The 23302-nt window shown below is 38.7% G+C and carries 23 protein-coding genes and 1 tRNA gene; 7 read left to right on the plus strand and 17 right to left on the minus strand.

Annotated features, from left to right (window positions below; translation table 11 throughout):
- Window positions 1–11: 11 nt before the first annotated feature.
- The 3 genes from obgE to GD597_RS11395 all read left to right on the plus strand — a co-directional run bounded on the left by obgE (window position 12) and on the right by GD597_RS11395 (window position 2693).
- Window positions 12–1010, plus strand: coding sequence for a GTPase ObgE (obgE, locus tag GD597_RS11385; protein WP_171607984.1), 999 nt, complete (start codon window positions 12–14; stop codon window positions 1008–1010).
- A 446-nt stretch (window positions 1011–1456) separates the two neighbouring features.
- The gene (locus tag GD597_RS11390) at window positions 1457–1891 is read left to right on the plus strand and encodes a hypothetical protein (protein ID WP_171607985.1); all 435 of its coding nucleotides are present in this window, start codon (window positions 1457–1459) and stop codon (window positions 1889–1891) included.
- Window positions 1892–2291: 400 nt separating this feature from the next.
- Window positions 2292–2693 carry a hypothetical protein gene (locus GD597_RS11395; RefSeq protein ID WP_171607986.1) on the plus strand — a complete coding sequence of 134 codons (402 nt, stop codon included), beginning with the start codon at window positions 2292–2294 and terminating at the stop codon, window positions 2691–2693.
- Between the two features lie 52 nt (window positions 2694–2745).
- On the opposite strand, the gene GD597_RS11400 is transcribed toward GD597_RS11395, so the two are convergent.
- Window positions 2746–3342 carry a DNA-3-methyladenine glycosylase family protein gene (locus GD597_RS11400; RefSeq protein ID WP_171607987.1) on the minus strand — a complete coding sequence of 199 codons (597 nt, stop codon included), beginning with the start codon at window positions 3340–3342 and terminating at the stop codon, window positions 2746–2748.
- Between the two features lie 287 nt (window positions 3343–3629).
- The gene (locus GD597_RS11405) at window positions 3630–4022 is read right to left on the minus strand and encodes an STAS domain-containing protein (protein WP_171607988.1); all 393 of its coding nucleotides are present in this window, start codon (window positions 4020–4022) and stop codon (window positions 3630–3632) included.
- A gap of 88 nt (window positions 4023–4110) precedes the next feature.
- Between GD597_RS11405 and GD597_RS11410 the strand changes: the two genes are divergently transcribed.
- Window positions 4111–6639 (plus strand): ATP-dependent Clp protease ATP-binding subunit, encoded by a 2529-nt coding sequence (locus tag GD597_RS11410; protein WP_171607989.1) that lies wholly within the window; start codon window positions 4111–4113, stop codon window positions 6637–6639.
- A 302-nt stretch (window positions 6640–6941) separates the two neighbouring features.
- Here GD597_RS11410 and GD597_RS11415 read toward each other — a convergent pair.
- From GD597_RS11415 to GD597_RS11435, 5 genes are all read right to left on the minus strand, one after another.
- Window positions 6942–7031: transfer RNA gene (locus GD597_RS11415), tRNA-Ser, on the minus strand.
- Window positions 7032–7060: 29 nt separating this feature from the next.
- Entirely contained in the window at window positions 7061–7834 is a 774-nt protein-coding gene (locus GD597_RS11420) for a TatD family hydrolase (protein WP_171607990.1), read from the minus strand.
- A gap of 363 nt (window positions 7835–8197) precedes the next feature.
- Entirely contained in the window at window positions 8198–8824 is a 627-nt protein-coding gene (locus GD597_RS11425; protein WP_171607991.1) for a polysaccharide deacetylase family protein, read from the minus strand.
- Between the two features lie 12 nt (window positions 8825–8836).
- Window positions 8837–10168 carry an alpha-L-fucosidase gene (locus GD597_RS11430; RefSeq protein WP_171607992.1) on the minus strand — a complete coding sequence of 444 codons (1332 nt, stop codon included), beginning with the start codon at window positions 10166–10168 and terminating at the stop codon, window positions 8837–8839.
- Between the two features lie 123 nt (window positions 10169–10291).
- On the minus strand, window positions 10292–11227 hold the full coding sequence (locus GD597_RS11435; RefSeq protein WP_171607993.1) for an ARPP-1 family domain-containing protein: 936 nt from the start codon (window positions 11225–11227) through the stop codon (window positions 10292–10294).
- 271 nt (window positions 11228–11498) lie between these two features.
- Here GD597_RS11435 and gltX point away from each other — a divergent pair, with 271 nt between their 5' ends.
- The 3 genes from gltX (at window position 11499) to GD597_RS11450 (ending at window position 14558) form a co-directional block, all read left to right on the plus strand.
- Window positions 11499–13019, plus strand: coding sequence for a glutamate--tRNA ligase (gltX, locus tag GD597_RS11440; RefSeq protein ID WP_235954267.1), 1521 nt, complete (start codon window positions 11499–11501; stop codon window positions 13017–13019).
- A 33-nt stretch (window positions 13020–13052) separates the two neighbouring features.
- Window positions 13053–13472, plus strand: coding sequence for a cobalamin B12-binding domain-containing protein (locus tag GD597_RS11445; RefSeq protein ID WP_171607994.1), 420 nt, complete (start codon window positions 13053–13055; stop codon window positions 13470–13472).
- 306 nt (window positions 13473–13778) lie between these two features.
- Window positions 13779–14558, plus strand: a complete 780-nt coding sequence (locus tag GD597_RS11450) for an enoyl-CoA hydratase/isomerase family protein (RefSeq protein ID WP_171607995.1) — start codon at window positions 13779–13781, stop codon at window positions 14556–14558.
- A gap of 11 nt (window positions 14559–14569) precedes the next feature.
- Here the strand turns inward: GD597_RS11450 and GD597_RS11455 are convergent, their stop codons facing one another.
- The 10 genes from GD597_RS11455 to GD597_RS11500 all read right to left on the minus strand — a co-directional run bounded on the left by GD597_RS11455 (window position 14570) and on the right by GD597_RS11500 (window position 23267).
- The gene (locus GD597_RS11455) at window positions 14570–15415 is read right to left on the minus strand and encodes a VOC family protein (RefSeq protein WP_171607996.1); all 846 of its coding nucleotides are present in this window, start codon (window positions 15413–15415) and stop codon (window positions 14570–14572) included.
- Window positions 15416–15685: 270 nt separating this feature from the next.
- Window positions 15686–16006 carry a type II toxin-antitoxin system PemK/MazF family toxin gene (locus GD597_RS11460; protein ID WP_171607997.1) on the minus strand — a complete coding sequence of 107 codons (321 nt, stop codon included), beginning with the start codon at window positions 16004–16006 and terminating at the stop codon, window positions 15686–15688.
- Window positions 15999–16229, minus strand: a complete 231-nt coding sequence (locus GD597_RS11465) for a hypothetical protein (RefSeq protein WP_171607998.1) — start codon at window positions 16227–16229, stop codon at window positions 15999–16001. The genes GD597_RS11460 and GD597_RS11465 overlap by 8 nt, the downstream gene beginning before the upstream one ends.
- 91 nt (window positions 16230–16320) lie before the next feature.
- A complete protein-coding gene (locus tag GD597_RS11470) occupies window positions 16321–16863 on the minus strand; it encodes a leucine-rich repeat domain-containing protein (protein WP_171607999.1) in 543 nt (180 codons plus the stop codon).
- Window positions 16864–17016: 153 nt separating this feature from the next.
- Window positions 17017–17586, minus strand: coding sequence for a PH domain-containing protein (locus tag GD597_RS11475; protein WP_171608000.1), 570 nt, complete (start codon window positions 17584–17586; stop codon window positions 17017–17019).
- Window positions 17587–17898: 312 nt separating this feature from the next.
- Window positions 17899–18465: a hypothetical protein gene (locus GD597_RS11480; protein ID WP_171608001.1), complete on the minus strand. Its 567-nt coding sequence runs from the start codon at window positions 18463–18465 to the stop codon at window positions 17899–17901.
- Window positions 18466–18711: 246 nt separating this feature from the next.
- Complete coding sequence (locus GD597_RS11485; protein ID WP_171608002.1) at window positions 18712–19410, minus strand: hypothetical protein; 699 nt, start codon at window positions 19408–19410, stop codon at window positions 18712–18714.
- Between the two features lie 243 nt (window positions 19411–19653).
- Window positions 19654–20397: a hypothetical protein gene (locus GD597_RS11490; protein WP_171608003.1), complete on the minus strand. Its 744-nt coding sequence runs from the start codon at window positions 20395–20397 to the stop codon at window positions 19654–19656.
- 453 nt (window positions 20398–20850) lie between these two features.
- Entirely contained in the window at window positions 20851–22218 is a 1368-nt protein-coding gene (locus tag GD597_RS11495; RefSeq protein WP_171608004.1) for a Gfo/Idh/MocA family protein, read from the minus strand.
- A gap of 269 nt (window positions 22219–22487) precedes the next feature.
- Window positions 22488–23267 carry a toxin-antitoxin system YwqK family antitoxin gene (locus GD597_RS11500; RefSeq protein ID WP_171608005.1) on the minus strand — a complete coding sequence of 260 codons (780 nt, stop codon included), beginning with the start codon at window positions 23265–23267 and terminating at the stop codon, window positions 22488–22490.
- Window positions 23268–23302 lie beyond the last annotated feature (35 nt).

The following is a 23302-nucleotide window of genomic DNA, read 5'->3' on the forward strand; positions in this document are numbered from 1 at the left end:
GTTTTACAAGTATGGAAAAGTCGAATTTTATTGATTATATCAAGATATTTTGCAAAAGCGGCCATGGTGGCAGTGGTAGCAGGCATTTTATGCGTAATAAACTTACTGCTTTTGGTGGCCCCGACGGGGGAGACGGGGGCAGGGGGGCGCATATTATTTTAAGGGGTAATAGTCAATTATGGACTTTATTACACCTGCGTTATTATAAAAATGTAATTGCCGAGGATGGTGAGCATGGCAGTAAAAATACCAGTACCGGACGTAATGGAAAAGATATTATAATAGAAGTGCCGCTTGGAACTGTGGCCCGCGACGAGGAAACGGGTGAAATTGAAGCAGAAATTTTGGTGGATGGGGAGGAAGTAATTTGGTTGCCTGGAGGCAGGGGTGGATTGGGTAATTCTAATTTTGCAACGCCTACCAATCAGGCACCGGAACATGCACAGCCCGGGGAATCGGGTGTTGAAGGGTATAAATCGCTAGAGCTGAAAGTTTTGGCCGACGTAGGTTTGGTGGGTTTCCCCAATGCCGGTAAATCTACCCTGTTATCGGTGATTACTGCTGCCAAACCCAAAATTGCCGACTATGCATTTACAACGTTAACACCACAATTGGGTATGGTAGAATACAGGGATGGAAAATCTTTTTGTATTGCCGATTTGCCAGGTATTATTGAAGGCGCTGCAGAAGGAAAAGGGCTGGGACACCGATTTTTGCGTCATATTGAACGAAATGCTATTTTGTTATTTTTAGTTCCCGCTGACAGTAATAATCACAGGGAGGAGTTTGATGTATTGGTAAATGAATTGCAGGAATATAATCCTGAAATGCTGCAAAAAGATTTTGTAATTGCTATTAGTAAAAGCGATATGCTGGATGATGAATTAAAGGCAGAAATTGTAAAAGAACTACCAGCTGAAATACCACATATTTTTATATCATCAGTAATGAATAAGGGCTTAACTGCCTTAAAAGATTTGCTTTGGCAAACTTTAAATAAAAAAATATAAACTTATTTTTTTTGTTATAAAATCAGCACCTGATTATGCCTGCATAGTCAGGTTTTTTTATTTATGTAGCTGGTATTTAATTTTTTTTTGGAAATATTTTTTCAATTTTAAATTGTTAATTTGACACTTAAAATTAGATAAGATGTCTGTTGCAAATTGTTGATTAGCAATACTTTCCAACCGAATAAATTTCGCTGAAAGCCTTGCTATTATTGAATGCTAACATATGTTATTATGTTAATTAATCTTTAAGCAGGGTTACTTTTTCTTTTTTCCGGTATATATTTGTGTAGAGATTACACGTTAACGAAACATCTTTTATCCCAATGTCCGCTTACAACCCTTACGGGTTTGCGAACTCTCTAATATAATTGTCTGCCACAGGAAAGTCTTAACATGATTGGTTGCCAGTGATTAAATTTTTTTTAACATTAAAATGTAGAATCATGAAGAAGACAATTGTAAGCATCTTAAGTAGAAAATTTGTACCGTCTATCTTAATTGCATCAGCATTAATGGCATTTGCACCACTAACAGGCAATGCTACATCTAACACGCCAATTGAAGTTGTATCTAATAATAACACCACATCTGTTCAATTTGCAGGAAGTGCAGTAAACGGGTTGATGTTTGATGTGAAGATTAACAATCTCAATGGCGACAAGTTTAAGCTGGTGGTTCGCAATGGCGAAGGCGAAGTGTTATTCTCTAAGGATTATGCTGATAAAAGTTTCAGCAAAAAAATCAAAATCCTGAAAGACGACTCTTACGGAAGTACATTCAGTTTTAATATTGTTTCAGACAATAAAGCACTGGAAACTACTTACCAGGTAAATGCCACCACCAAAGTGGTTGATGATGTTATCATTACCAAGTTATAAAATTAATTATTTAACAGTACGAGGCACATAGTTTACTATGTGCCTTTTTGTTTTCCATATAAGTACCGGCAACAAAATGGAGGTAAAATGTACTAATATGCCTGGTCAAAATACGCATTTCAGGCAAAATTCTCTTGTAGACCTGTTTTCTATTTTATGTATTAAAATATTCTAAATCAATTATATATAAATAGGAAATCTGTTAAGTCAAATATTTATTGGGTTACCTTTTTGCTTTTTCGGTATCTATATGTGTAAAAAGTACACATTAAATTCCATGCCACTTTTTACAAGTGTAAAGACAATATTTATTAAATAAAAATTTGAAAAGTTGCATAGATCCGGATGTCTTTACAAAAAAAGTGAACAGCGTTTAGTGTAGACTAAAAATTGAAAAATTATGAAAGGAAATAGAACAACAAAATATACAACCACTTTTTTAGTTGCGTTTATATTATTAACAATGGTTTTGGTAAATACACCTTTTGCCGGTAATGCCAATAGCAGCGATTCTGTAAAAAAGCTAAATGAAAATGCTACTACAGTTAAATTAGCTGCCAGCGATAACAGTACCCTGGCTTACAATATCAAAGTAAATAATGCAAGTGGCGAGAAATTTACGCTGGTAATTCATAACCAGGAAGGCGAAATTGTATTTATCAAAAGTTATACAGATAAAAGCTATAACAAACAAATAAGGCTGGAAAGAAAAGATAATAGCAGCCGCTATTTTTTTAGCATCTGGAAAACAGGAAATGATTTTAGCAATAGTAAGATTGTAGAATGTATTGATGCTAATTAATTCTAAGCATCACAAACATCGTGGGCGCATGGTACCGGAGCCATGCACCTTTTTATTTGCCATCCTTCCAGCGCCATAAATACAGGCATGCATACGTTCGGTATGGGCTCCATTTAACTGCAATCTTTTCCATTTTTAGTTTCAGTTCTTTTTTATTTAAATGCTCCAGTTTATATAATTTAACAATGGCCTGCTGTATGCCAAGATCGTCTAATGCAATCAGGTCTTCCCTTCCAATAGTAAACATTAACAGCATTTCTACCGTCCATTGGCCAACACCTTTTATTTGCGTTAATAATGCAATAATTTCTTCGTTCGATAATTTATTTAAATAGGCCGGTGTAATTTTTTGCTCAATAAAAAATTGGGCTACATTGTGTATGTACATTGCTTTTGCATTAGAAAGGCCAATGCTTCGCAAGGTATCAATTGGTGTATTTAAAACAGCAGCAACTGTAGGTATTTTATGTTGGTATAAGGCAAGAAAACGCGCATAAATTACGGCCGCTACTTTTGTGCTAAGTTGCTGGCTCATTATACTTCCCATTAATGCAATGGCAATGTTTTTTTTAGGCGTTAAATTACAAAAGGGTGGTTGAACAATGGGGGCTAATTTTTTATCCTTTTGTAAATGTGCAACATGTTCCATACGCACAAGATAAAAAAATATTGTATGTTTTTGTTACCAGCTGTTGCAACAAATGGCATCGCCTGTTGTGTCACTCACTGCATCGTTCAGCACATTTATTCAGCTAGATATTAAGTTACGGTAGTTTATTGTTGCATATAGTTGTGCAGCACAAGAGTGCGACGCAAGTAAAGCTGCATACCTATTTTAAATGCCGGGTGCATAAAATGGTTCTTTGCAAAATGCAATTACTGTATGACAAAACCGCAGCCTGCTATTTTGTGCAACTTGTAGAAGTATTTATTAAATTATTCGTTGGTAAGTTCATCAAAATCGTCCATTAGTTCTCGTTCAATTTCCTCCATTTGAACAATATCCCATGCCTCGCTTTCGGTGGGTACGATATTAATTACTTCGTTTAACTGCCATTGTTCAAGTAGCTGTTCTACAGCTGTTTGCAGTTCGCAAACAACCAGTGAAGCATTTTTTTCGTAGAAGGTTTCCTGCAATCTAGCCAGTTGATGAGCGCCTGTTTCAGTTAGATGCTGCACTGAACTTAGATTAAGTATTACATTTTTGGGCGCATGAGACAAACAACGGGTAGCACTTGCAATAAGTTTTTCTGTTAAATTGTCAGATAAATCAATCTGCATAGACGTAATCGTCGTAAATTTCTCTTTGGTATCAATTTTGAAATTCATATACCTTTATTAAGTGATTGTGAGACTTTAGGTAATACACAAGAACAGAGCTCAAAAATATTTGTTATACTTGTATAAACACAAAAAAATGGATAATAACTTTTCTGCCCAGGTAAAAGAAATCATTTCATTTAGCAGGGAAGAGGCGCTTAGGCTGGGGAATGATTTTATAGGAACGGAGCACCTTTTGCTTGGATTAATACGTGAAGGAGAGAATACTGCCATTAAGATATTAAAGCAATTAAATGTTGATCTGTATGAGCTGCGTAAGGAAGTAGAGCTGGCTATAAAAGATAAAACAGGAAAAAATATTGCCAATATCAATAGTTTGCCTTTAACCAAACAGGCAGAAAAGGTAATCCGTGTCACGGTACTGGAAGCTAAAGCCTTAAAAAGCCCGTTGGTAGAAACAGAACACCTGATGCTCTCTATTCTTAAAAACAAAGAAAACATTGCTACACAAATTTTAAATCAGTTTGACGTGGATTACGATATTTTCAGAAACGAATTGGGCATGGTAAAAAGCAACGAGCCCCGCAGCGAGTTTACCGATGATAATGAAGATGAATTTGATGAGGAGAAAAAAAGCTTTTCTCAGCAACAAAGAACAAAACAGGCTGGTAATGCAAAAAGCAAAACACCTGTATTGGATAATTTTGGCCGCGATATTACCCGTCTGGCAGAAACTGGTTCACTAGACCCCATTGTTGGCCGTGAACAGGAAATAGAAAGGGTATCTCAAATATTATCGCGCCGAAAAAAGAATAACCCAATACTTATTGGAGAGCCTGGTGTGGGTAAAACCGCCATTGTAGAAGGCCTGGCTTTGCGAATTGTACAAAGAAAAGTTAGCCGTGTTTTATTTGATAAACGTGTGGTTAGTCTAGACCTTGCTGCTTTGGTTGCCGGTACCAAATACCGCGGTCAGTTTGAAGAGCGCATGAAAGCTATCATGAATGAGCTGGAAAAAAACAGGGATGTAATTCTTTTTATTGATGAAATACATACCATTGTGGGTGCAGGCGGTGCCAGTGGCTCATTGGATGCAAGTAATATTTTTAAACCTGCCCTGTCAAGAGGTGAATTACAATGTATTGGTGCCTCTACATTAGACGAATACAGAATGTATATTGAGAAAGATGGTGCATTAGACCGCCGCTTTCAAAAAGTGTTGATAGAACCGCCAAGTGTTGATGAAACAATACAGATTCTAAATAATATCAAATCTAAATACGAAGATTACCACAGTGTTATTTACACCAATGATGCTATTGAAGCCTGTGTTAAACTTAGCGACCGCTACATGACGGACAGACTATTGCCCGACAAAGCGATAGATGTTTTAGATGAAGTAGGCGCCAGGGTGCACTTGAAAAATATTAATGTGCCCTCAAATATCCTGGAACTAGAAAAGCAAATTGAAGATATTAAGCAAGAGAAAAATAAGGTAGTAAAAAGCCAGCGCTTTGAAGAAGCGGCTTCATTGAGAGATACAGAAAAGCGTTTAGGCGAAGAATTGGAAAAAGCCAAGAACCAATGGGAAGAAGAAAGTAAACACAAGCGCTACCCTATTGATGAAGAAGCCATTGCCGAAGTGGTAAGTATGATGACCGGCATACCTGTTAAACGCATGGTACAGGCCGAAACAGACAAGCTGCGTAAGATGGGCGATGATATGAAGCAAATGGTGGTTGGTCAGGATGATGCCATCTTAAAAGTTGTAAAAGCCATACAACGTAACAGGGTGGGATTAAAAGATCCTAAAAAACCTATAGGTACATTTATATTTTTGGGGCCAACCGGTGTTGGTAAAACAGAATTGGCACGGGCTTTATCAAGAAACCTGTTTGATAGCGAAGATTCACTTATTCGCATAGACATGAGTGAATACATGGAGAAGTTTACCGTAAGCCGTTTAATTGGCGCACCTCCGGGCTATGTTGGGTATGAGGAAGGCGGTCAACTAACTGAGAAAGTGCGCCGTAAACCATATTGTGTAATTCTGTTAGACGAAATTGAAAAAGCACACCCCGATATTTATAATATTCTTTTACAGGTATTGGATGATGGCCAGCTAACAGATGGTTTGGGTAGAAAAATTAATTTTAAAAATACCCTCATCATCATGACGTCTAATATTGGCGCAAGACAATTAAAAGATTTTGGGGATGGTGTTGGTTTTGCAACTGCCAGCCGTATGCAAAATCAGGACGAAAATAATAAAGCCGTTATTGAAAAAGCATTGAAACGTACCTTCTCACCCGAGTTTTTAAACCGTGTGGATGATGTAATTGTATTCAATTCGCTTTCAAAAGAAAACATCTTTGAAATCATCGATATACTTATGCGTGGCGTATTAAAGCGTTTAACTGCATTGGGGCTTTCGCTGGAGTTAACTGAAGATGCTAAAGAATTCCTGGCAGATAAGGGCTACGATTCTCAATTTGGTGCTAGGCCTTTACACCGTGCCATTCAAAAATACCTGGAAGATCCTTTGGCCGAGCAAATCCTAAGCACCAGCATTAAAAATGGTGATGTTCTGGTAGCCAGCCTGGATAAAGAAGCCGGATTGCTTAAATTTGATTATAAGCAAAAGGTAGAAGAGGCAAACGTTTAATAAAGAAATAAATCAATATATCCCGTTGCGAAAGCAGCGGGATTTTTTTTGTCCGCCCGCTAATAAACAGTGGGTTTATTTTGTTGCCAGCCTGTGTACAACAGGCAGCTTTACTTGCCACGCTCGGTTCAGGGTTCCTCCTTTGTGGCAGCTTAAATTGAGGTATATTTTATAATTAAACTACCAATAATCATTTGGTGCAAAAAGATATACAGTACAAGAGTGCGACGCAAGATCAGCTGCTAAGGGTACAAAAGCTAGGTACATAAAAAAAGCTGCAATACAATGTTTGCAGCTTTTTTTGGCGGAGAGTAAGAGATTCGAACTCTTGATACAGTTTCCCGTATACACACTTTCCAGGCGTGCTCCTTCAACCACTCGGACAACTCTCCGTTTTTTACAGGGCTGCAAAAATAATCATCTACACCGAGTGAACGAATATTTTTTTGGCATTTGCAGAACTTATCTGGGCTACCTCTTCTACAGGTATATTTTTTATAGAGGCAATTTTAGCTGCTATATAGGTTAAATAGGCGCTTTCGTTTCTTTTGCCGCGGTAGGGCACCGGGGTTAAATAGGGTGCATCGGTTTCTAAAACCATGTGTTCTAACCCTATTTGAGCAACTACTTCGGCCAATCCGCTGTTTTTATAGGTTACCACTCCGCCAATACCCAGGGTAAAACCCATATCAATAATGGCGGCAGCATCTGCAGCCGTACCGCTAAAACAATGAAAAATGCCTTTCAAGCCTTTGTTGGCAAAGGGTTTTACAGCATCTATGGTTTCCTGCATGGCTTTGCGGGTATGTATTACAATGGGTAATTGGTATTGTAATGCCCACTGCATTTGTGTTTCAAATGCCTGGTATTGTTGGGTGGCAAAACTGGTATCCCAATAAAAATCAAGGCCAATTTCACCAATAGCTACAAATGGCCTTTTGGCTAACAAATTTTCAATTATATCCAACTCGCTTTGATAGTTTTCTTTTACATAACAGGGGTGTAAGCCCGCCATGGCAAAACATTTGCCCGGGTAGGCTTTTTCCAGCGAAAACATATTTTCCAGGTAAGTGCTGTCTATAGCGGGCATATATAATTGTTCAACCCCTGCCTCAAAAGCTCTTTGAATGGTTTCGTGCACATCGTTTGTAAAATCTTCTCCGTAAATATGGCAGTGTGTATCTATTAAGTTCATAAATGGTAAATTAATCAAGCCGCAAAGAAAACAAAGAATAGCTATAAAAGGTAAACTTGGTATAATGTATTGATTTACAGTGAAATACTAACTTAAAATAAAATGTGGGTATCAATAATAAACAAGGCGGCTACTACGTTTTAATAGAAATCTTTTTGCTTTTTCGGGATATAAAAAATGACCAAAAAATGAAAAAAGGTTTTGCTGGTTCGAATAAAACAATATAATTTTACAATGTTTTCATAGGGTACGGATTAAAAACGGGCTGAGGTATCTACCTTGGCTCCTTTGTTTTATAGAAGTCCCGTTTGTGTTTATTTACTTCCGCAAAAAATGGTATTTCATTCCCCATCATCTAAAACCCTACAATAAGCAAAATTCATACTGGTGGTCAGTAAAATATTTTAGAAACCGGGGTAAGGCAAAACTTAAACGCTCCCAGGCTTTGGCGCTATCGTGAAAAACAATAATATCGCCCGGTTTGGTATGTAGAATTATATTTTTCAGGCAATTTTCAGGGGCCAGTTTTGTATCAAAATCACCACTTAACACCGACCACATAATTATTTTAAACGGATGGGCATTATCAGCCTGCATTAGCAATTTTGATTGAAAGGCACTAATTCTACCATAGGGGGGCCTAAACAAATTACTGTCTATATATTTAGCTGCTTCCAGCACATTATTAATGTATTGGGTATTATTGGTTTTCCAACCATTTAAATGATTAAACGTATGGTTGCCCACCTGGTGACCTTCATTTAAAATTCTGGCATAAATGGCATTATTTTCAACCACATTTTTACCAATACAAAAAAAAGTAGCTTTTGCATTAAACCGCTTTAATTGGTCTAATACAAAAGGGGTAGCAGTTGGGTGTGGGCCGTCATCAAAGGTGAGGTATATTTTTTTACCCTCTACTGGCATTTTCCATACCAGTGAGGGTCTTATTTTTTTAAAAATCCATGGAACTTTTACCGTATAAAACATAGGCGATAGTACTTATGGCGTAACTTCTAAAACAATTACGGCATCAGGTTCATTTTGCATTAAACCTGCTACCGGTATACTTGCTGTTCCTTTATCTAATTGCACTTTTACCGGGCTATTGTCTTTTAATAAATATGCTTTGGTAATTTTCTTAAATGGAAACTGGGGCAGTGTAACAGTAGTTTCTTTATTGTCTAATACATGCACATAAACTTTACCTGTTTTCTGGCTGATGCAACCCCAGCTTTGCGGCCGCAGATAACCGCCTTGCGTATTATAAATACTTTCTCCATAAACTTTTAGCCATGAACCCATACTATGCAAACGTTCAATAAATTCAGGTTGAATTTTACCATTAGGCATTGGGCCAATATTCAGCAAAAAGTTTACACCAGTGCCAGCAGCTTTTGCCAGGTAACGTACCAACTCATCATAAGATTTATAGGTAGTATCCGTTAAATTAAAGCCCCATGAATTATTAATGGTTTCGCAGGTTTCCACCGGCATAGTACGCACCGGTTGCTGAAAACTAAGTCCGGATTTATTTTCTCCGGGCAGGTCTTTCTCAAACATCTGAAAATCCTCTCCGGCAAATGGCGTAAGATGATGGTTGTTGCCAATTAAACATTGCGGCTGTAACTGATGAATCAGCCCATAAATTTCATCATAGCGCCAGTTAATTCGGGCACTGCGGTCAGCTTCCCCTTCGGGTGCGGTTTGATCCCAGTGGCCGTCAAACCAAATACCGGCAATTTCACCATAATTGGTAAGTAATTCCGTTAGTTGGTTTTTCATAAACTGCAGGTAGCTGGCATAATCGCCATTGCCTGTACGCCCTGATTTTTGCCCCGTACGCCCCGTGGTAAAAGGATAATCATCCCGGCGCCAGTCAAGCAATGAATAGTATAAAAACAGTTTTATATGTTGTTTATGGCATTCATCAGCAATTTGCTTTACAATATCTTTTTTGTAAGGGGTATTCATAATGTTAAAATCAGAATACCTGGTATCCCACATACTAAAGCCATCATGGTGCCGGGTAATAAGCGTGATGTACTGCATACCAGCATCTTTGGCCATGCTAACCCATTTCGCAGCATCAAAATCAATGGGGTTAAAAAAATCCATCAGGCGGGTATAGTTTTTTACTGTAATGCCTCTGTTGTTCATTACCCATTCCCCGTCTCCGGGTATACTAAAAGGGCCCCAATGTACAAACAAGCCAAATTTAGCATCACCAAACCATTGCCTTGCCTCAAGATTGGATGCAGAGGGAATATATCCATTTTGTGCTTTAGCCGCAAAGGCAACTGTAATCAATAGTAAAAACAATACTTTTCTCATAGCTGTTAAATTGCTTTAAAGTTATCAAGACTAAAGATAGCATATCCAATTATTCTGCAATAAGGGTAAAATTATAGCAGCATTTGCAAACAATTGTTCACAAGCTTGTAAGGTGTAATACCACTATTCATCATAGGCTATCAGGTGTAATACCCTTTCATTGCTGGTATACAGGCGCCCATGTTTATTCAGGTATAGTATTTGTTTTTCTTCGTTCTCCATAAACTTATCCGTAAATCGTTGTATTACTACTTTTGGTACCTGTGGGCTAGCATCAGCAGCTGTAATGCTGCGCATATAACTTTGTAACATTGTTTCGTACGATGCAGTGCATAGTGTACTGCTGCCAAATAATTCGCAGTTGATTATACGGTTTCCTGTAACTGCTACAAAGCCTGCATAGGCGCTATCGCCGTGTATCATTTGTTGTTTAAAAAAGCGCAGGCAGGCAGTATCTAAACTGGTAGTGTCCTTATATAAATCAATATAGGCGCCGGTTACATTCTGTATGCCCTTGTCAGTTAGCTGCCTGTCAATTTCTTTCCACACCTTATTTTGCTTTTTGGCAACGTCAATCTCTTTGCGCAGTTCAGCATCAGCACTGCCTGCATACCTGAATCCCCTCGATTTTTTTTGCCACCTCCCTTTCTCAATGCAAAAAACCGGTAACAGGGTTTCTTTATCATCTGGTTCCAGCAAGGCTGTAGCACCAATAGCTCTATCCTGCATACCGCCTGCAACAATTTCTCCGCTATTTACCAGTACCGTTTTTTTTGAATGATTTTTTACTTCCAGTAAACTCACATCATCGCCACCGGGTGTATTGGTTTCCTTAACGGTTAATTTGCCTTCACGAAGTGCCTGAGCAAACCCAATTACACTGCCTTTGGCAAAATCAATTTCCCCAAAACCGGGGTCTTTAAAACGAACTGGTATCAGCTGTAATTTGCCACAAGTCCAGGGGCTGTCTAATTGTACCTGCAGGTGTTGGTAAGTAAGCTGGCATAAAGCATGGCTACTAAATCCAATACAACCAAAAAGTAAGAAACAACTAATCAATAAAGTTTTCTTTTTAGGTGGTCCCGGCAAGGGACTATAATGGTATCGCCGCTTGCGTCGCACACTTGTACGTTCGGGGCATATGGCGGCCAAATACAATAATATTTTTGCAGGTAGGTTCAACGCAAATACTTATTTATTCAAGGTTCCTTTATAACGAAACTACCATACAATTTTTATATGCACTGCTAAAATAAACTACTGCTATTTGTATCTGTTCGGTTTGGTATTACAGTTGGGCGCTTCCATTATACCATATTATCTTTGCGGCATGATGGATAAAAAAGTTAGGGTAAGATTTGCCCCCTCGCCCACCGGTGGCCTGCATTTGGGTGGTGTAAGAACCGTATTGTTTAATTATTTGTTTGCCAAACATCATGGCGGCGATTTTATTGTGCGTATAGAAGATACCGATCAAACCCGCTTTGTAGCCGGGGCCGAAGCGTATATTTTTGAATGCCTTGCCTGGTGCGGATTAACCCCGGATGAAAGTCCGCTTCATGGTGGCCCGCATGCCCCTTACCGCCAAAGCGAACGTAAAGCTATGTACAGCCAGTATGCCATGCAACTGGTACAAAACGGACAAGCTTATTATGCATTCGATACCCCCGAAGAACTGGATGCCAAAAGAAAAGAGTTCCCCAATTTTCAATATAATTACCAGCATAGAACAGGTTTGCGTAATTCACTTATGCTTAGCGAAGCAGAAACACAGTTGCTTTTGCAAAACGGTACCCCCTGGGTAATTCGCATAAAAATGCCTGATAATGAAGATATTAGATTTACGGATATGATTAGGGGCGATGTACATTTCAACTCCTCCCAATCTGACGATAAGGTATTACTAAAAGCAGATGGTATGCCTACCTACCACCTGGCCGTAGTGGTAGACGATTACCTGATGCAAATAACCCATGCTTTCCGTGGGGAAGAATGGTTGCCCAGTGCACCTGTGCATGTATTGTTATGGCAATATTTATTTGGGCTGCAACATATGCCACAATGGGCCCACCTGCCACTGATATTAAAACCCGACGGCAATGGTAAACTTAGCAAACGCGATGGAGATCGCCTGGGCTTCCCCGTTTTTGCCATGAACTGGACAGACCCCCGCACCAACGATTTTGCCCAGGGCTTTAGAGAAAGAGGATTTTTGCCCGAAGCATTTGTAAACATGCTGGCCATGCTGGGCTGGAACGATGGCACCGGTCAGGAAATATTTAGTTTGCCGGAACTGATAGAACGCTTTTCAATGGACAGGGTACATAAGGGCGGCGCCAAATTCGATTTTGAGAAAGCCAAATGGTTTAACCAGGAATGGATAAAAAATACTCCTGTACAACATTATAGCGCACAGGTAAAATTATTATTTGAACAGGCTGGTATTCTAATTACCAACGATACACAATTTGAAACCGTTTTACACCTGGTAAAAGAACGTTGTATTGTGTTAAACGATTTTGTGCAGCAGGCTGCTTTCTTTTTTGCCACACCGCAAAACATTGATATTGCTGCTATAAAACCTAAATGGGACGAGAAGAAAAATCAATTTTTTCTGGAACTCATCAGGGCATTTGAATTAACCACTTTATGGCAACACGATGAGCTGGAAAAAGAGTTAAAAGAAATGGCTGCCGCACATCAGCTAAAACCAGGTGAACTAATGCTACCCTTACGCATCATGCTGGTAGGTGGCAAATTTGGTCCCGGTGTGTTTGATATTGCAGGCATTATTGGCCGTGAAGCCACCATTAGCCGCATTACACATACTTTGCAATTGTTACAGGCATAAACCCTGGACACTGCTTATTTTAAAACCGATTGTATGAGCACCGAATTAAAAAGACCCATTAGGGTATTAGTAGCCAAAGTAGGTTTAGATGGGCACGACAGGGGCGCTAAAATTATTGCCACTGCCCTGCGCGATGCAGGCATGGAAGTAATTTATACCGGCTTAAGGCAAACCCCCGAAATGGTGGTAAATGCGGCTTTGCAAGAGGATGTAGATGCCATTGGCATTAGTATTTTAAGTGGCGCACATATGACGGTGTTTCCAAAACTAATGCAGCTGTTGCGCCAAAACGAAATGAACGATGTGCTGCTTACCGGCGGCGGCATAATACCCAACGATGATATGTTGGCTTTGCAACAATTAGGTGTAGGCAAATTATTCGCTCCCGGTACCAACACGCAGGATATTGCCGCCTATATTAAAGAATGGGTACAACAAAACAGAAGTTTTTAAGGCAGCACTGCCCATTTATTAAAAGCAAAAGCCAACCGTCTTTTGCTTTTTTTGTGCTTATATAAAGGCAATCATTTCTATGGGCCCGGCAAACAATAAGCAGCAGCTTTACTTGCGTCGCACACTTGTACGCCTGAATTTTTTTCGGCAAAAAATGCTATACAAGAGCCAGCTGCCATGCCAGATATAGCACAAGAGTGCGACGCAAGAGCAGCTTAATTATTACACTATCGTCTGGCTCAAACTAAACGCATATGATGGCTAATACAGCCTGAATGTTTACTTTTACCCACTAAAATTAATACCATGTATAATAGCTTGCTGGTTACCACTGCACAACATATTTGTACCATTACCATTAACCGTCCTGATAAATTAAATGCCTTAAATGCTACCGTAGTTGAAGAGCTGGGTATGGCTATTGATGAGATAATTAGCAACCCCGATATACAATCGGCAATTATTACAGGGGCCGGGCCCAAAAGCTTTGTTGCCGGGGCGGATATAAGCGAGTTTTTAACACTAAACGAAACAGAAGGCGCCGCACTTGCGGCTCGGGGACAAGCCATGGTTTTTACCAAAATTGAACAAAGCCCCAAACCCATTATTGCAGCAGTAAATGGTTTTGCACTTGGTGGTGGTTGCGAATTGGCTATGGCCTGCCATTTTAGAATTGCTGCCGAGCAGGCAAAGTTTGGTCAGCCCGAAGTAAACCTGGGGCTGATACCCGGATATGGTGGCACCCAGCGACTTACCCAATTAATTGGCAAGGGTCGTGCACTGGAAATGATGATGACAGGTAATATGATTGATGCTGCAACTGCTTTGCAATACGGACTGGTAAACCATGTAGTGCCTGCTGAAATGCTTTTGGAGAAAGCGATAGGCCTGTTAACCCTGATAAACAGCAAAGCCCCACTTGCAATAGCTAAATGTATTGCTGCTGCAAATGCTGTTTTTGACGCAGGTAAAGATGGCTATGCGGTTGAAGTGGCTGCTTTTGGCGCCTGTTTTGCCACAGCAGATAAACAGGAAGGCACCACGGCATTTATAGAAAAACGTAAACCTGTATTTACCGGTAAATAATTGTTGCTGTTTTAGGATGCTTCGGCGGCAGCAATAAGGGTGGCGATGTCCATTTTTTTCATTTTCATAAAGGCCTGGGTTACACTGCCTGCCTTGCCGGGGGTGGTCATTAACCTGGCCAGAATGCTGGGTACAATTTGCCAGCTTACGCCAAACTTATCTGTAAGCCAGCCGCATTGAGATTCTTTGCCATCGCGGGAAAGTATATCCCAATAGTTATCTATTTCTGCCTGTGTTTCGCATTCTACCACCAATGAAACGGCTTCGTTAAACTGAAACTGGTGGTCGCCAATGCCATCCATGGCGGCAAACATTTCCTGCAGCATGGTAAAATGCCCGAATTTTAAATTACCTGCCGGTTGGGGTTCATTTTCCTGATAGAATTCGATGTGGTGTATATGCGAATGCGGAAAGGTGGTTGTGTAAAAATTGATGGCTTCCTGCGCCTTGCCATATTGCTGCCCTGCAAAAAGAAAAGACATGATTATTTTGGGGGCACCTTCCGGAAGGCTGCCCAGCATTAGCTGCCAGGTCATACCAAATTTATCTACTACCCAGCCATATTTTTGTGCCCATGGATAGGTGTCTAATGCCATCATGATATTGCCGCCATCGGCCAGTTTGTTCCAGGCGGTTTCAATTTCTTCTACCGTAGGCAGGGTAACAAAAAATGAAATAGACGGATTGATGGTAAACATGGGGCCACCATTTAAGCCCATTATTTTTTTGCCCTCAATAGCAAACTGCACCACCAGGGGTGTATCTGAAATAATTTTACTGTTGTTAAATACACTACAATAAAATGTGGCGGCTTCTTTGGCATTGCCATTAAACCATAAACAGGGATACATTGACATAGTGGTGCGTTTATTTTTTGAGTGGTTATTTACAGCTCTTTCAAAGTTAATTAACCCTTTGAATAAATGAGGAAGAATTGGATGAGCAATAATAACTGCTAATTGAAGATATTAAAATACAGGAGACGAAAAGGTTCGGGAATAAATGCAACGATTATTAGTTTAAATACAGATTTTGAAACGCTGTATGCATCGGAGCGTTTATGTTTGGTGGAGTGAGGAGCAGGGTTAGATGCCACTTCCTTATTCACTGTTGGTATGCGCCGATTGTCAATTTAGAAGAAGTAATGTTTTTAATTTGTCATTTAAGTCAGCAAGTTCATTTGATGCCAGCCGCCCCAAAAGGCCTTTTGCCAATGTTTTGTCTAATGTTGCAATTTTACTAGTCCTAATTAATGATTGCTTTCTTAGTCCGTTAGATGAATTTGGAATTAGTGGTACATCAGTGGTTTCTTGCCTTTCTAACTGTGTAGTTACAAAGCAAACGGTTAAATCATGTGTTGAATCAACAAGTATAACTGCTGGTCTTAATTTGCTGCCAGTCAGGTCTGTGAATGGAAAAGTTATCAATACAATGTCTCCTTTAGCCATTGTAAACTTCTTTTAGGTCGGCAATTGAATAAATGTCATCTTCATTATTTAAGAAATCAAATGCCTGACTTTCAGATGCCAATTTTTGAATTCCGTTTGTTAATTCTTGTTCTTCGTAACGTTTAAAAACAAAATCTGCAAAGTCTGAAATTGCTTCCGCTTTATCTTCGGGAAGCTGGTTAATCACTTTCAATGTTCGTTCAATAATAATTTGTCTGGTCATGTTCCTAAAAGTTATATCCAAATTTAGTGAATATTGTCGAATGTAAGTTCCTGGGTAAGCCGTATACAAATGCACTTGTTGGCTCAATCGTTCACCTGGGCTTTTCATTAGTATCAATAAAAATGTCTTTGGGTGTAGCAACAATTAAAGTGTTGGGAAGCGATTTTCGAAGTTCATCAATTGTGTTATTGTCAGCATTTGTTGCTATAATATTTATATATTTTAGCCATTTCATTTGCTTCAATATCCTTAATGCCGCTGCAATGTTTAAATGGTGGTTGAATGATATATCGAGTGTGTCAAGATTCTCTAATTGGGTAATTTCAATGGGCAAGGAAATCAGGTTGTTACAACCCAATCCCAACTTTCGTAAATTTTGCAGCCTTATAATATTATGTGGAACGGCGGTTATTTTATTCATGTTTACCGCAGTATCATTTCCCAATGCCGATAACGGTGGATAAAGTGTAAAACTATTCCCCAATTCCAGATATTCCAACTGCTCAAAGGAAAATATACTGTCGGGTATTGTAAGGAGATTTTTATTGGAAAGGTCTATTGTAGAAACAGTTGTTTTGTATTTGGATGTACAGGCTAAAATTCCAAAAAATATAAAGAAGATTAGAAATCTCATAACGTTTTCGGTAACTCGTTTATAGGTTTAAATATGCTTAGGTGCACAGTTACTTATTGTTCCTTTTATTTTGAAAGAAAGATATCCAATTATAGTATGTGATACAAAGTTGCATTTTGCATTTGCGTACCTGCAAACATTTGCAATTTGTAGTTATACGGAATTACCAGCTTGACGCAATAATGAATATGCTTTTTCGGGTGCAGGAATAGCATTGATGATATCAAACACTTTCTCATTTTTACCAATTTTCTTTTCAATTTGGCCGATAAAAATTTTTAAGCTGCCGGTATTGAATTTTTTGTCGAAAAAAGTTTGTGTTAACTCAAGTGTTTGTATGGCACTTAATTGAATACAATTGACAGTTGAATCTACTCCGGATGTATATATAATTATACTTAGGTTGGTTATAACAATTTGAGTTTTTTTGGTTTTTATTATATGATTAATGAATGTAAACACAGAAACAATTAATCCACAGCACAATAAGAATATGGCATGATTCAATTCGATAACCGGGCTAACAAATTTGCCCATTAAAACTATTACCAATAATGCTGTAGCCGAAATTAAAAGATTGTTGAAGGTACTTTTTAATTCATTTAGCATTGCGGCATTAAGGTTGGGTTTGGATGCAAATAGTATCTGCTCATTTTTGAAAAAAGTTACACCATAAGCCTTTTCAATACTGTCTTTTGTAAAAGTGAAATTGCTGGTATTCATTAGGGGTTTATTTAATAATTGCTACAGTTGAAATGGCATTTGCAAAGGCGGGGAATTTATATACAGTCCGCAGGTTGCAAATGCCCATTTGTAATTTTTTAGTTGAATTCAGAAATAAAGTTAAGAATTGAATGTTGAGTTAGCCACTTAGCCATTTACTATAATTTGCTACCCGTGTTTAATACCCTCTAATGCCCCATTGTTTGAAATCAATTTTAAGTTGGTTTTTAATCCACCTGTTTGAGGGCGGGCATATTTAAATGAAAATTTTTTGTCCACCCCCACTTACCCAAAACCGGTTGCCAGCAGCAGTCATTTTTTTCTTTTGAACTTCAAATTGTAAGTGTCAAATGACGAACCTGAAAGTGGTATTGGCATTATTATAAAAAAAGCGATACCTCCACGATTGGTGTCTAAATATAAATCACCATTTTTTGAAAGCGCAAGACGGTTTGTTTGTTGTTCATAAACATTGATGAGAAATCTGAATTTCAACTGGCTTGAATGAAAATTGAAATAGTTGTCAATGAGTTGACCTTGTACTATTTTTTCCTGCACTATTCTATTGTTTACGAAAAATTTTGTTTTAATATGTTGATCATCTATAGCTTCTAAATTTACATAAACATTTTTTGTTGGTTGCTTTTTCGAATTCAATAAGTCGGCATATATAAAAGCGTAGTCTAAAGTGCAAAAATTTGAGTCTGCCGATATAATTTCATAATCGCCATTGAAACCCGACAAACCGAATTTTTCAATTCCTTGTATTGAGTCAGCATTTCCAAATGACTCAAGAGGCAAAGGCTTAAACAATGTGCAGGAACATAAAAATATCATGCCAATTGAAAAAAAGATGTAACAGATAACTAACTTTTGCATGAGTGTTGGTTAATTGCTGGTAACAGTTTTCGGTTATCCGAGGTGGCAGGTTTTGGAGATCGTTTGCCGAAAAGTCTTTCTGATTAAAGATATAAATATACTGGTTAGCAAAAAATGGCATGTAAAATATGCACAGCTTACTAGTTGAAAAACAACTTGAAGAGCCGTATGAATCGAGCCGTTAACGTACGGTTCTGTGAGGAGCAGGGGGCGAAATCCCTATTGCTTAATCGACTGGCAGCTGTTTTATTCCTTATACATCATTATATACATTCTTTCTTGCTGGGATTCAGATAATAGTTGCGTTTTCCCATTTGACACCTGAGGTAGCAATAAGATCAGATAATTGAACTTTTGATTGGTCTTCGCATTTTTTAGATTACTCTCGTTAGACAAGTCAACTGAAGCTTTTAAATTTACAAGCTCAATTTTTTTAAAAGAACTTTGATTATTCATCCAGTATAATATAACTGGTTCAGAAACTTTTAAACTATTTACATCTTCTGTTTCAGATGTTAATTCAATTTCAAATTTTGAATTTGGTGTTACGTTGTTGGGCTCATGCCTTGTGATTGTTTTCCCATCTAATTTTACAATATACTTTGTCCCCTTGATAAAAATTATTTTGTGAGCAAGAATAGTAGCCTCCTTCTTTCTATTATATTTAGCTATATCGAAGCTGAACTCATGATAATTAAAAACGTGCTGGATAATTTTGTCATTTTTTATCTTTGTGTCACTTATGTTGTCATAAAGATTGTCTTCTTCTGTTATATTGGTTTTAAGAATAAATTGATAAGTCTTGTTCATCTCCAATTGTGCATCCTTAGGAAACTCAATATCAAACGAGTCTTTGTTGAATTTTGTTATTTTAATTTCAATTTGTGCAATGGTTGTTTGCGATAAACAAATCATTAAAAGTGCAAAAAAAAATGTCTGTTTCATAGTGATGGTGCCATTTAAAATTTCGTACAACTGGCAGGGATTGCTGCTGTGCTGGTATTTTAAAATGTCCAGCCCGGAACTGAAGCCCAATTGAAAAACTGAAGTTGAAGTTAACAACAAAAAGCTGAACATTGAACGTCGAGCCCGGACTACTGCTGATAGCGAACAAAAAGATGAGGATTTATTCGTCATCCAGCATAGCAGCAATCCTAATGTTGGTAGCCGTTTTTCTGTCTGTCAAAATTACTCTATGAAATACCAAGGTATTCCAAGCAACCCTTCTTTGTAGTCAATTGAAACTGTTTCTCCAATTTCTGTGTCTGAATATTGACTACTCGCAACTGAAATATTTTCTGCATCGTGATGACTACCCCAAGCTTCAACTTTCAAGTAATATGTTGTGTGTCTCCTACCACGACTAATTGATTTGTCAATAACTTTTGCTTGATAAACTTTTGGCTGAGAATTGTCGTAAACACAATTTACACCATAAGTTGCAGCATAACTATAGATAGTGATGTTACCAACAACTGTCAGGTAGATAAGCCATCTGTTTTTGTTTGTTTTGTCAACAAGTTTATGTGTCGCACCAAGTAGTAAGAGTATAATAATAAATCCAACAGTTCCAACCTTTATGATGCTGAAAAAACTTTCAAATTCATAGTCAATTAATACCCTGATTAAAATTACAAGTCCAGGAAATTCTAAAAAGTCAGCAAGGTCATATTTTTCTTCTCCAGATTGAGTACTTATCGAAACTAAAGATGCCAAGCTTGGTCGGGAAAGTCCATTTAGAATTAGTCCTAAAATGGGTAAAAGCAAAACTATTGTAAAAGCAACCTTATACGGATGAGGGTAAAACCAAAACCAAACACAAAGTCCAATCGAAAGCCATTCAAGCCAATCAAGTTTATGAAGAGTTATGTTTGAAAAAGGAATTTTCTTAACCGTATTCTTAGTCGCTTTTTTCAGTTTTCTTTTTCTCATTTTTTGAAGTAGAGGGTCTTGTCAAAATGGCCGCTAACGCAAGGATTTATGCTATTAGACGTTATACTGTATAATGAAAAGCTATTGATAATCAACAAACTAGTAATATACATTTTGTATTGTTTATAGCATCCATCTAATGAATAAGAATTGTACTATGTACTTTTTTGTTATTATTTGGTACGGCTTCGCACCCTCAGTCACAGGGATGAGGGTGCGAATTATTGATTTGTAAATTAGTATTTTGTTCTAATTAAGTTGCTTTTTTTTTAGGAGTTACTACATTTTTTTAAGAGCATTATTTCCAAATCATTGTATAGCAGCAACCACCATTATTTGGGGCGCCAATGCATGGCCTTTAGCCCAGCCGCCCAAAGTATCCAACCGTACAAGTGTGCGACGCAAGTAAAGCCGCTAATGGGTTATATAGCCAGGCCAATAATAGCTATTGTTTTAAATGGTATTGTATTGCGGGTGTACCCATGGCCCGCGGTAGGCCCTTTGCAACAGGGCAGTGGCTTCGGCATCGCCTGTTACTTCGCGCAGCAGGGGGTTATATTGTAATGGCCTTTTTAGCTGCATGGCAATATTGGCCAATATACAACTGGCGGTAGATATATGGCCCTGCTCAATATCGGCAACAGGCCGGGTGCCATGGTCTATGGCTTGTAAAAAATTAATCATGTGCAAACGGGTAGCGGCAGCGGCATGTAATTCTATGTCTTTCTCAGTAAGATCGGCGGGGTATTTTTCTTTTTCATACACCACATCCATATGTATTTTTTTGGTGCCTTCTACGGGTATAAAATCGTACTGCATGGTACTGCCGCAAAGGGTGCCTTTTTCTCCATAAATTTTAAAGCTCCATGGATATTCTGGGTCGGCTGCTGTGCCCCAGGTGCGGTGCTGCCAAATACAATTCAGGTGATCGTATTCAAACAGGGCGCTTTGTGTATCGGCAATATTACTTTTACCACTATTGTTTTGGTAAATGCCACCGGTTGAGCTGATACGACTGGGCCAGCCCAAATCTAATAACCAGCGTACGGCATCAAACATATGTATACACATGTCGCCCATAATACCATTGCCATATTCCATAAAACTACGCCACCAGCCGCGGTGGGGCAGTCCGTCAAAAGGGCGCAGGGGAGCGGGGCCTGTCCACATATCATAATCAAAAAAATCGGGTACCGGCTGAAGGGGTGGGTTTTCGTTATTACGCATATGATAATAACAACACATTTCCACATGCGATACTTTGCCCAGTAAACCGGCATCAACAATATGTTTTTTGGCATCTATCAGGTGTGGGGTGCTGCGGCGTTGGGTACCTACCTGCACCACTTTATTATACTTGCGTGCTGCGGCCAGCATGGCTTCGCCCTCCAGCACATCTACGCTTATGGGTTTTTGTACATATACATGCGCACCAGCCTGTATGGCCGCAATGGTTTGCAGGGCATGCCAATGGTCAGGTGTGCCAATTAACACAATATCGGGTTTGGCTTCGGCCAGCATGTTACGGTAATCCTTGTATAAAGCGGGTGGCTTTTGTGCGGGTTGGCGCTGTTGTACCAGGGCGGCGGCTGACTGTAACTGATGCTGGTCTGCATCGCACAATGCCACTACCTGCACGGGGGCTACCTGCATTAGCCTGAACAAATCGCTTTTGCCATACCAGCCGGTACCAATTAAAGCCACCCGCCTTACCGGGCCTGCAGTATACCTGTGCATACCATTGGCACGCAATGCAGTAAATGCCAATGCGGCGGCACTGATTTGTAAAAATTGACGGCGGTTGCGGGGATGCTGAGACATGGCAATAATTAGTTTTGGTGATGCAAAGAATGCAATGTGCTTTCTAAAGATAAAGCAGTTTATGGTAAAGCCGGTACTATGCAGGTGTGCAACAATAGAATTTTTTATGAGCCCGGCAGAAGTATTTTATGGCATCGCCGCTTGCGTCGCACTCTTGTACTGTAGTAACAGCAGGGAGCAGGAAAAGGCGGGTGGGGGGATGTGCGGGTATACGGGTGTGAAGATGTGCGAGTAGGGCATTATGGAAGACAATCGTTTTCTAGAGTGCTTTAGTACCTATTTCTATCGAACAAAGTTTTAATCAAGCTCTTGCCATCAAAGATTTCCAATTTAAAAATAAAAAACTGGTTTGCAAGCTTACTATTTTCGTCAACAGAGAAAGTCTCCCATATTTTTGAGCCATCAATCTCTTTAATTTTTTTTATTATGTTATTTGCACTATCTGCAACGCACAAACTATATTGAAATCGATAGTGGGGAGGGTTAATTATATAAATAAAAAACTGCGTTTCAATTTCATCATTAATTGGATCGGACTGTATAATATTACTGCTTATAAAAAACAAATTACTATTCCAACTGTCAATACTTTTGGTTTCAATAGTTTTATAGTCTAAGTCAAACAATCGAAAGTTATCAAAAGAATAGAACCGGAATTTTGAAATTTCACCTTGTTCATAATCTACCACTGGACCTAAACAAACATCATGAAAAAAAAACTTTTTTTGAAGTAAATTATTTGCAGTGTCATAAAAATAGGAATACCCATTTATTTCTCCATCTGCATAGATATCTTCTGTCATCACATTGCCATTAGAGTAATAAGTTAATTCTTTCCCGTTTAGAGTGTCATTTTTGTATGTCGCTTCCCTGATAATAGTGTTTGTTGAAGTGTCATAAAACTTAATAACCCCGTTATAAATAGTGTCCTTATCAATTTTAATTATACCCTCAACAAATTCTCCATCCACCATGATTCTTTTAGTCTGAGGTTGACAAGAAACTATGCAACAAATAATGAAACCGAATAAATATTTGAGGTAAGTCATCCGCCTGAAATTTTTTGAGGGTCTTGTAATAAAGC

The sequence above is a fragment of the Limnovirga soli genome (assembly GCF_013106755.1).
In the GTDB taxonomy this organism is placed as follows: Bacteria; Bacteroidota; Bacteroidia; order Chitinophagales; family Chitinophagaceae; genus Limnovirga; species Limnovirga soli.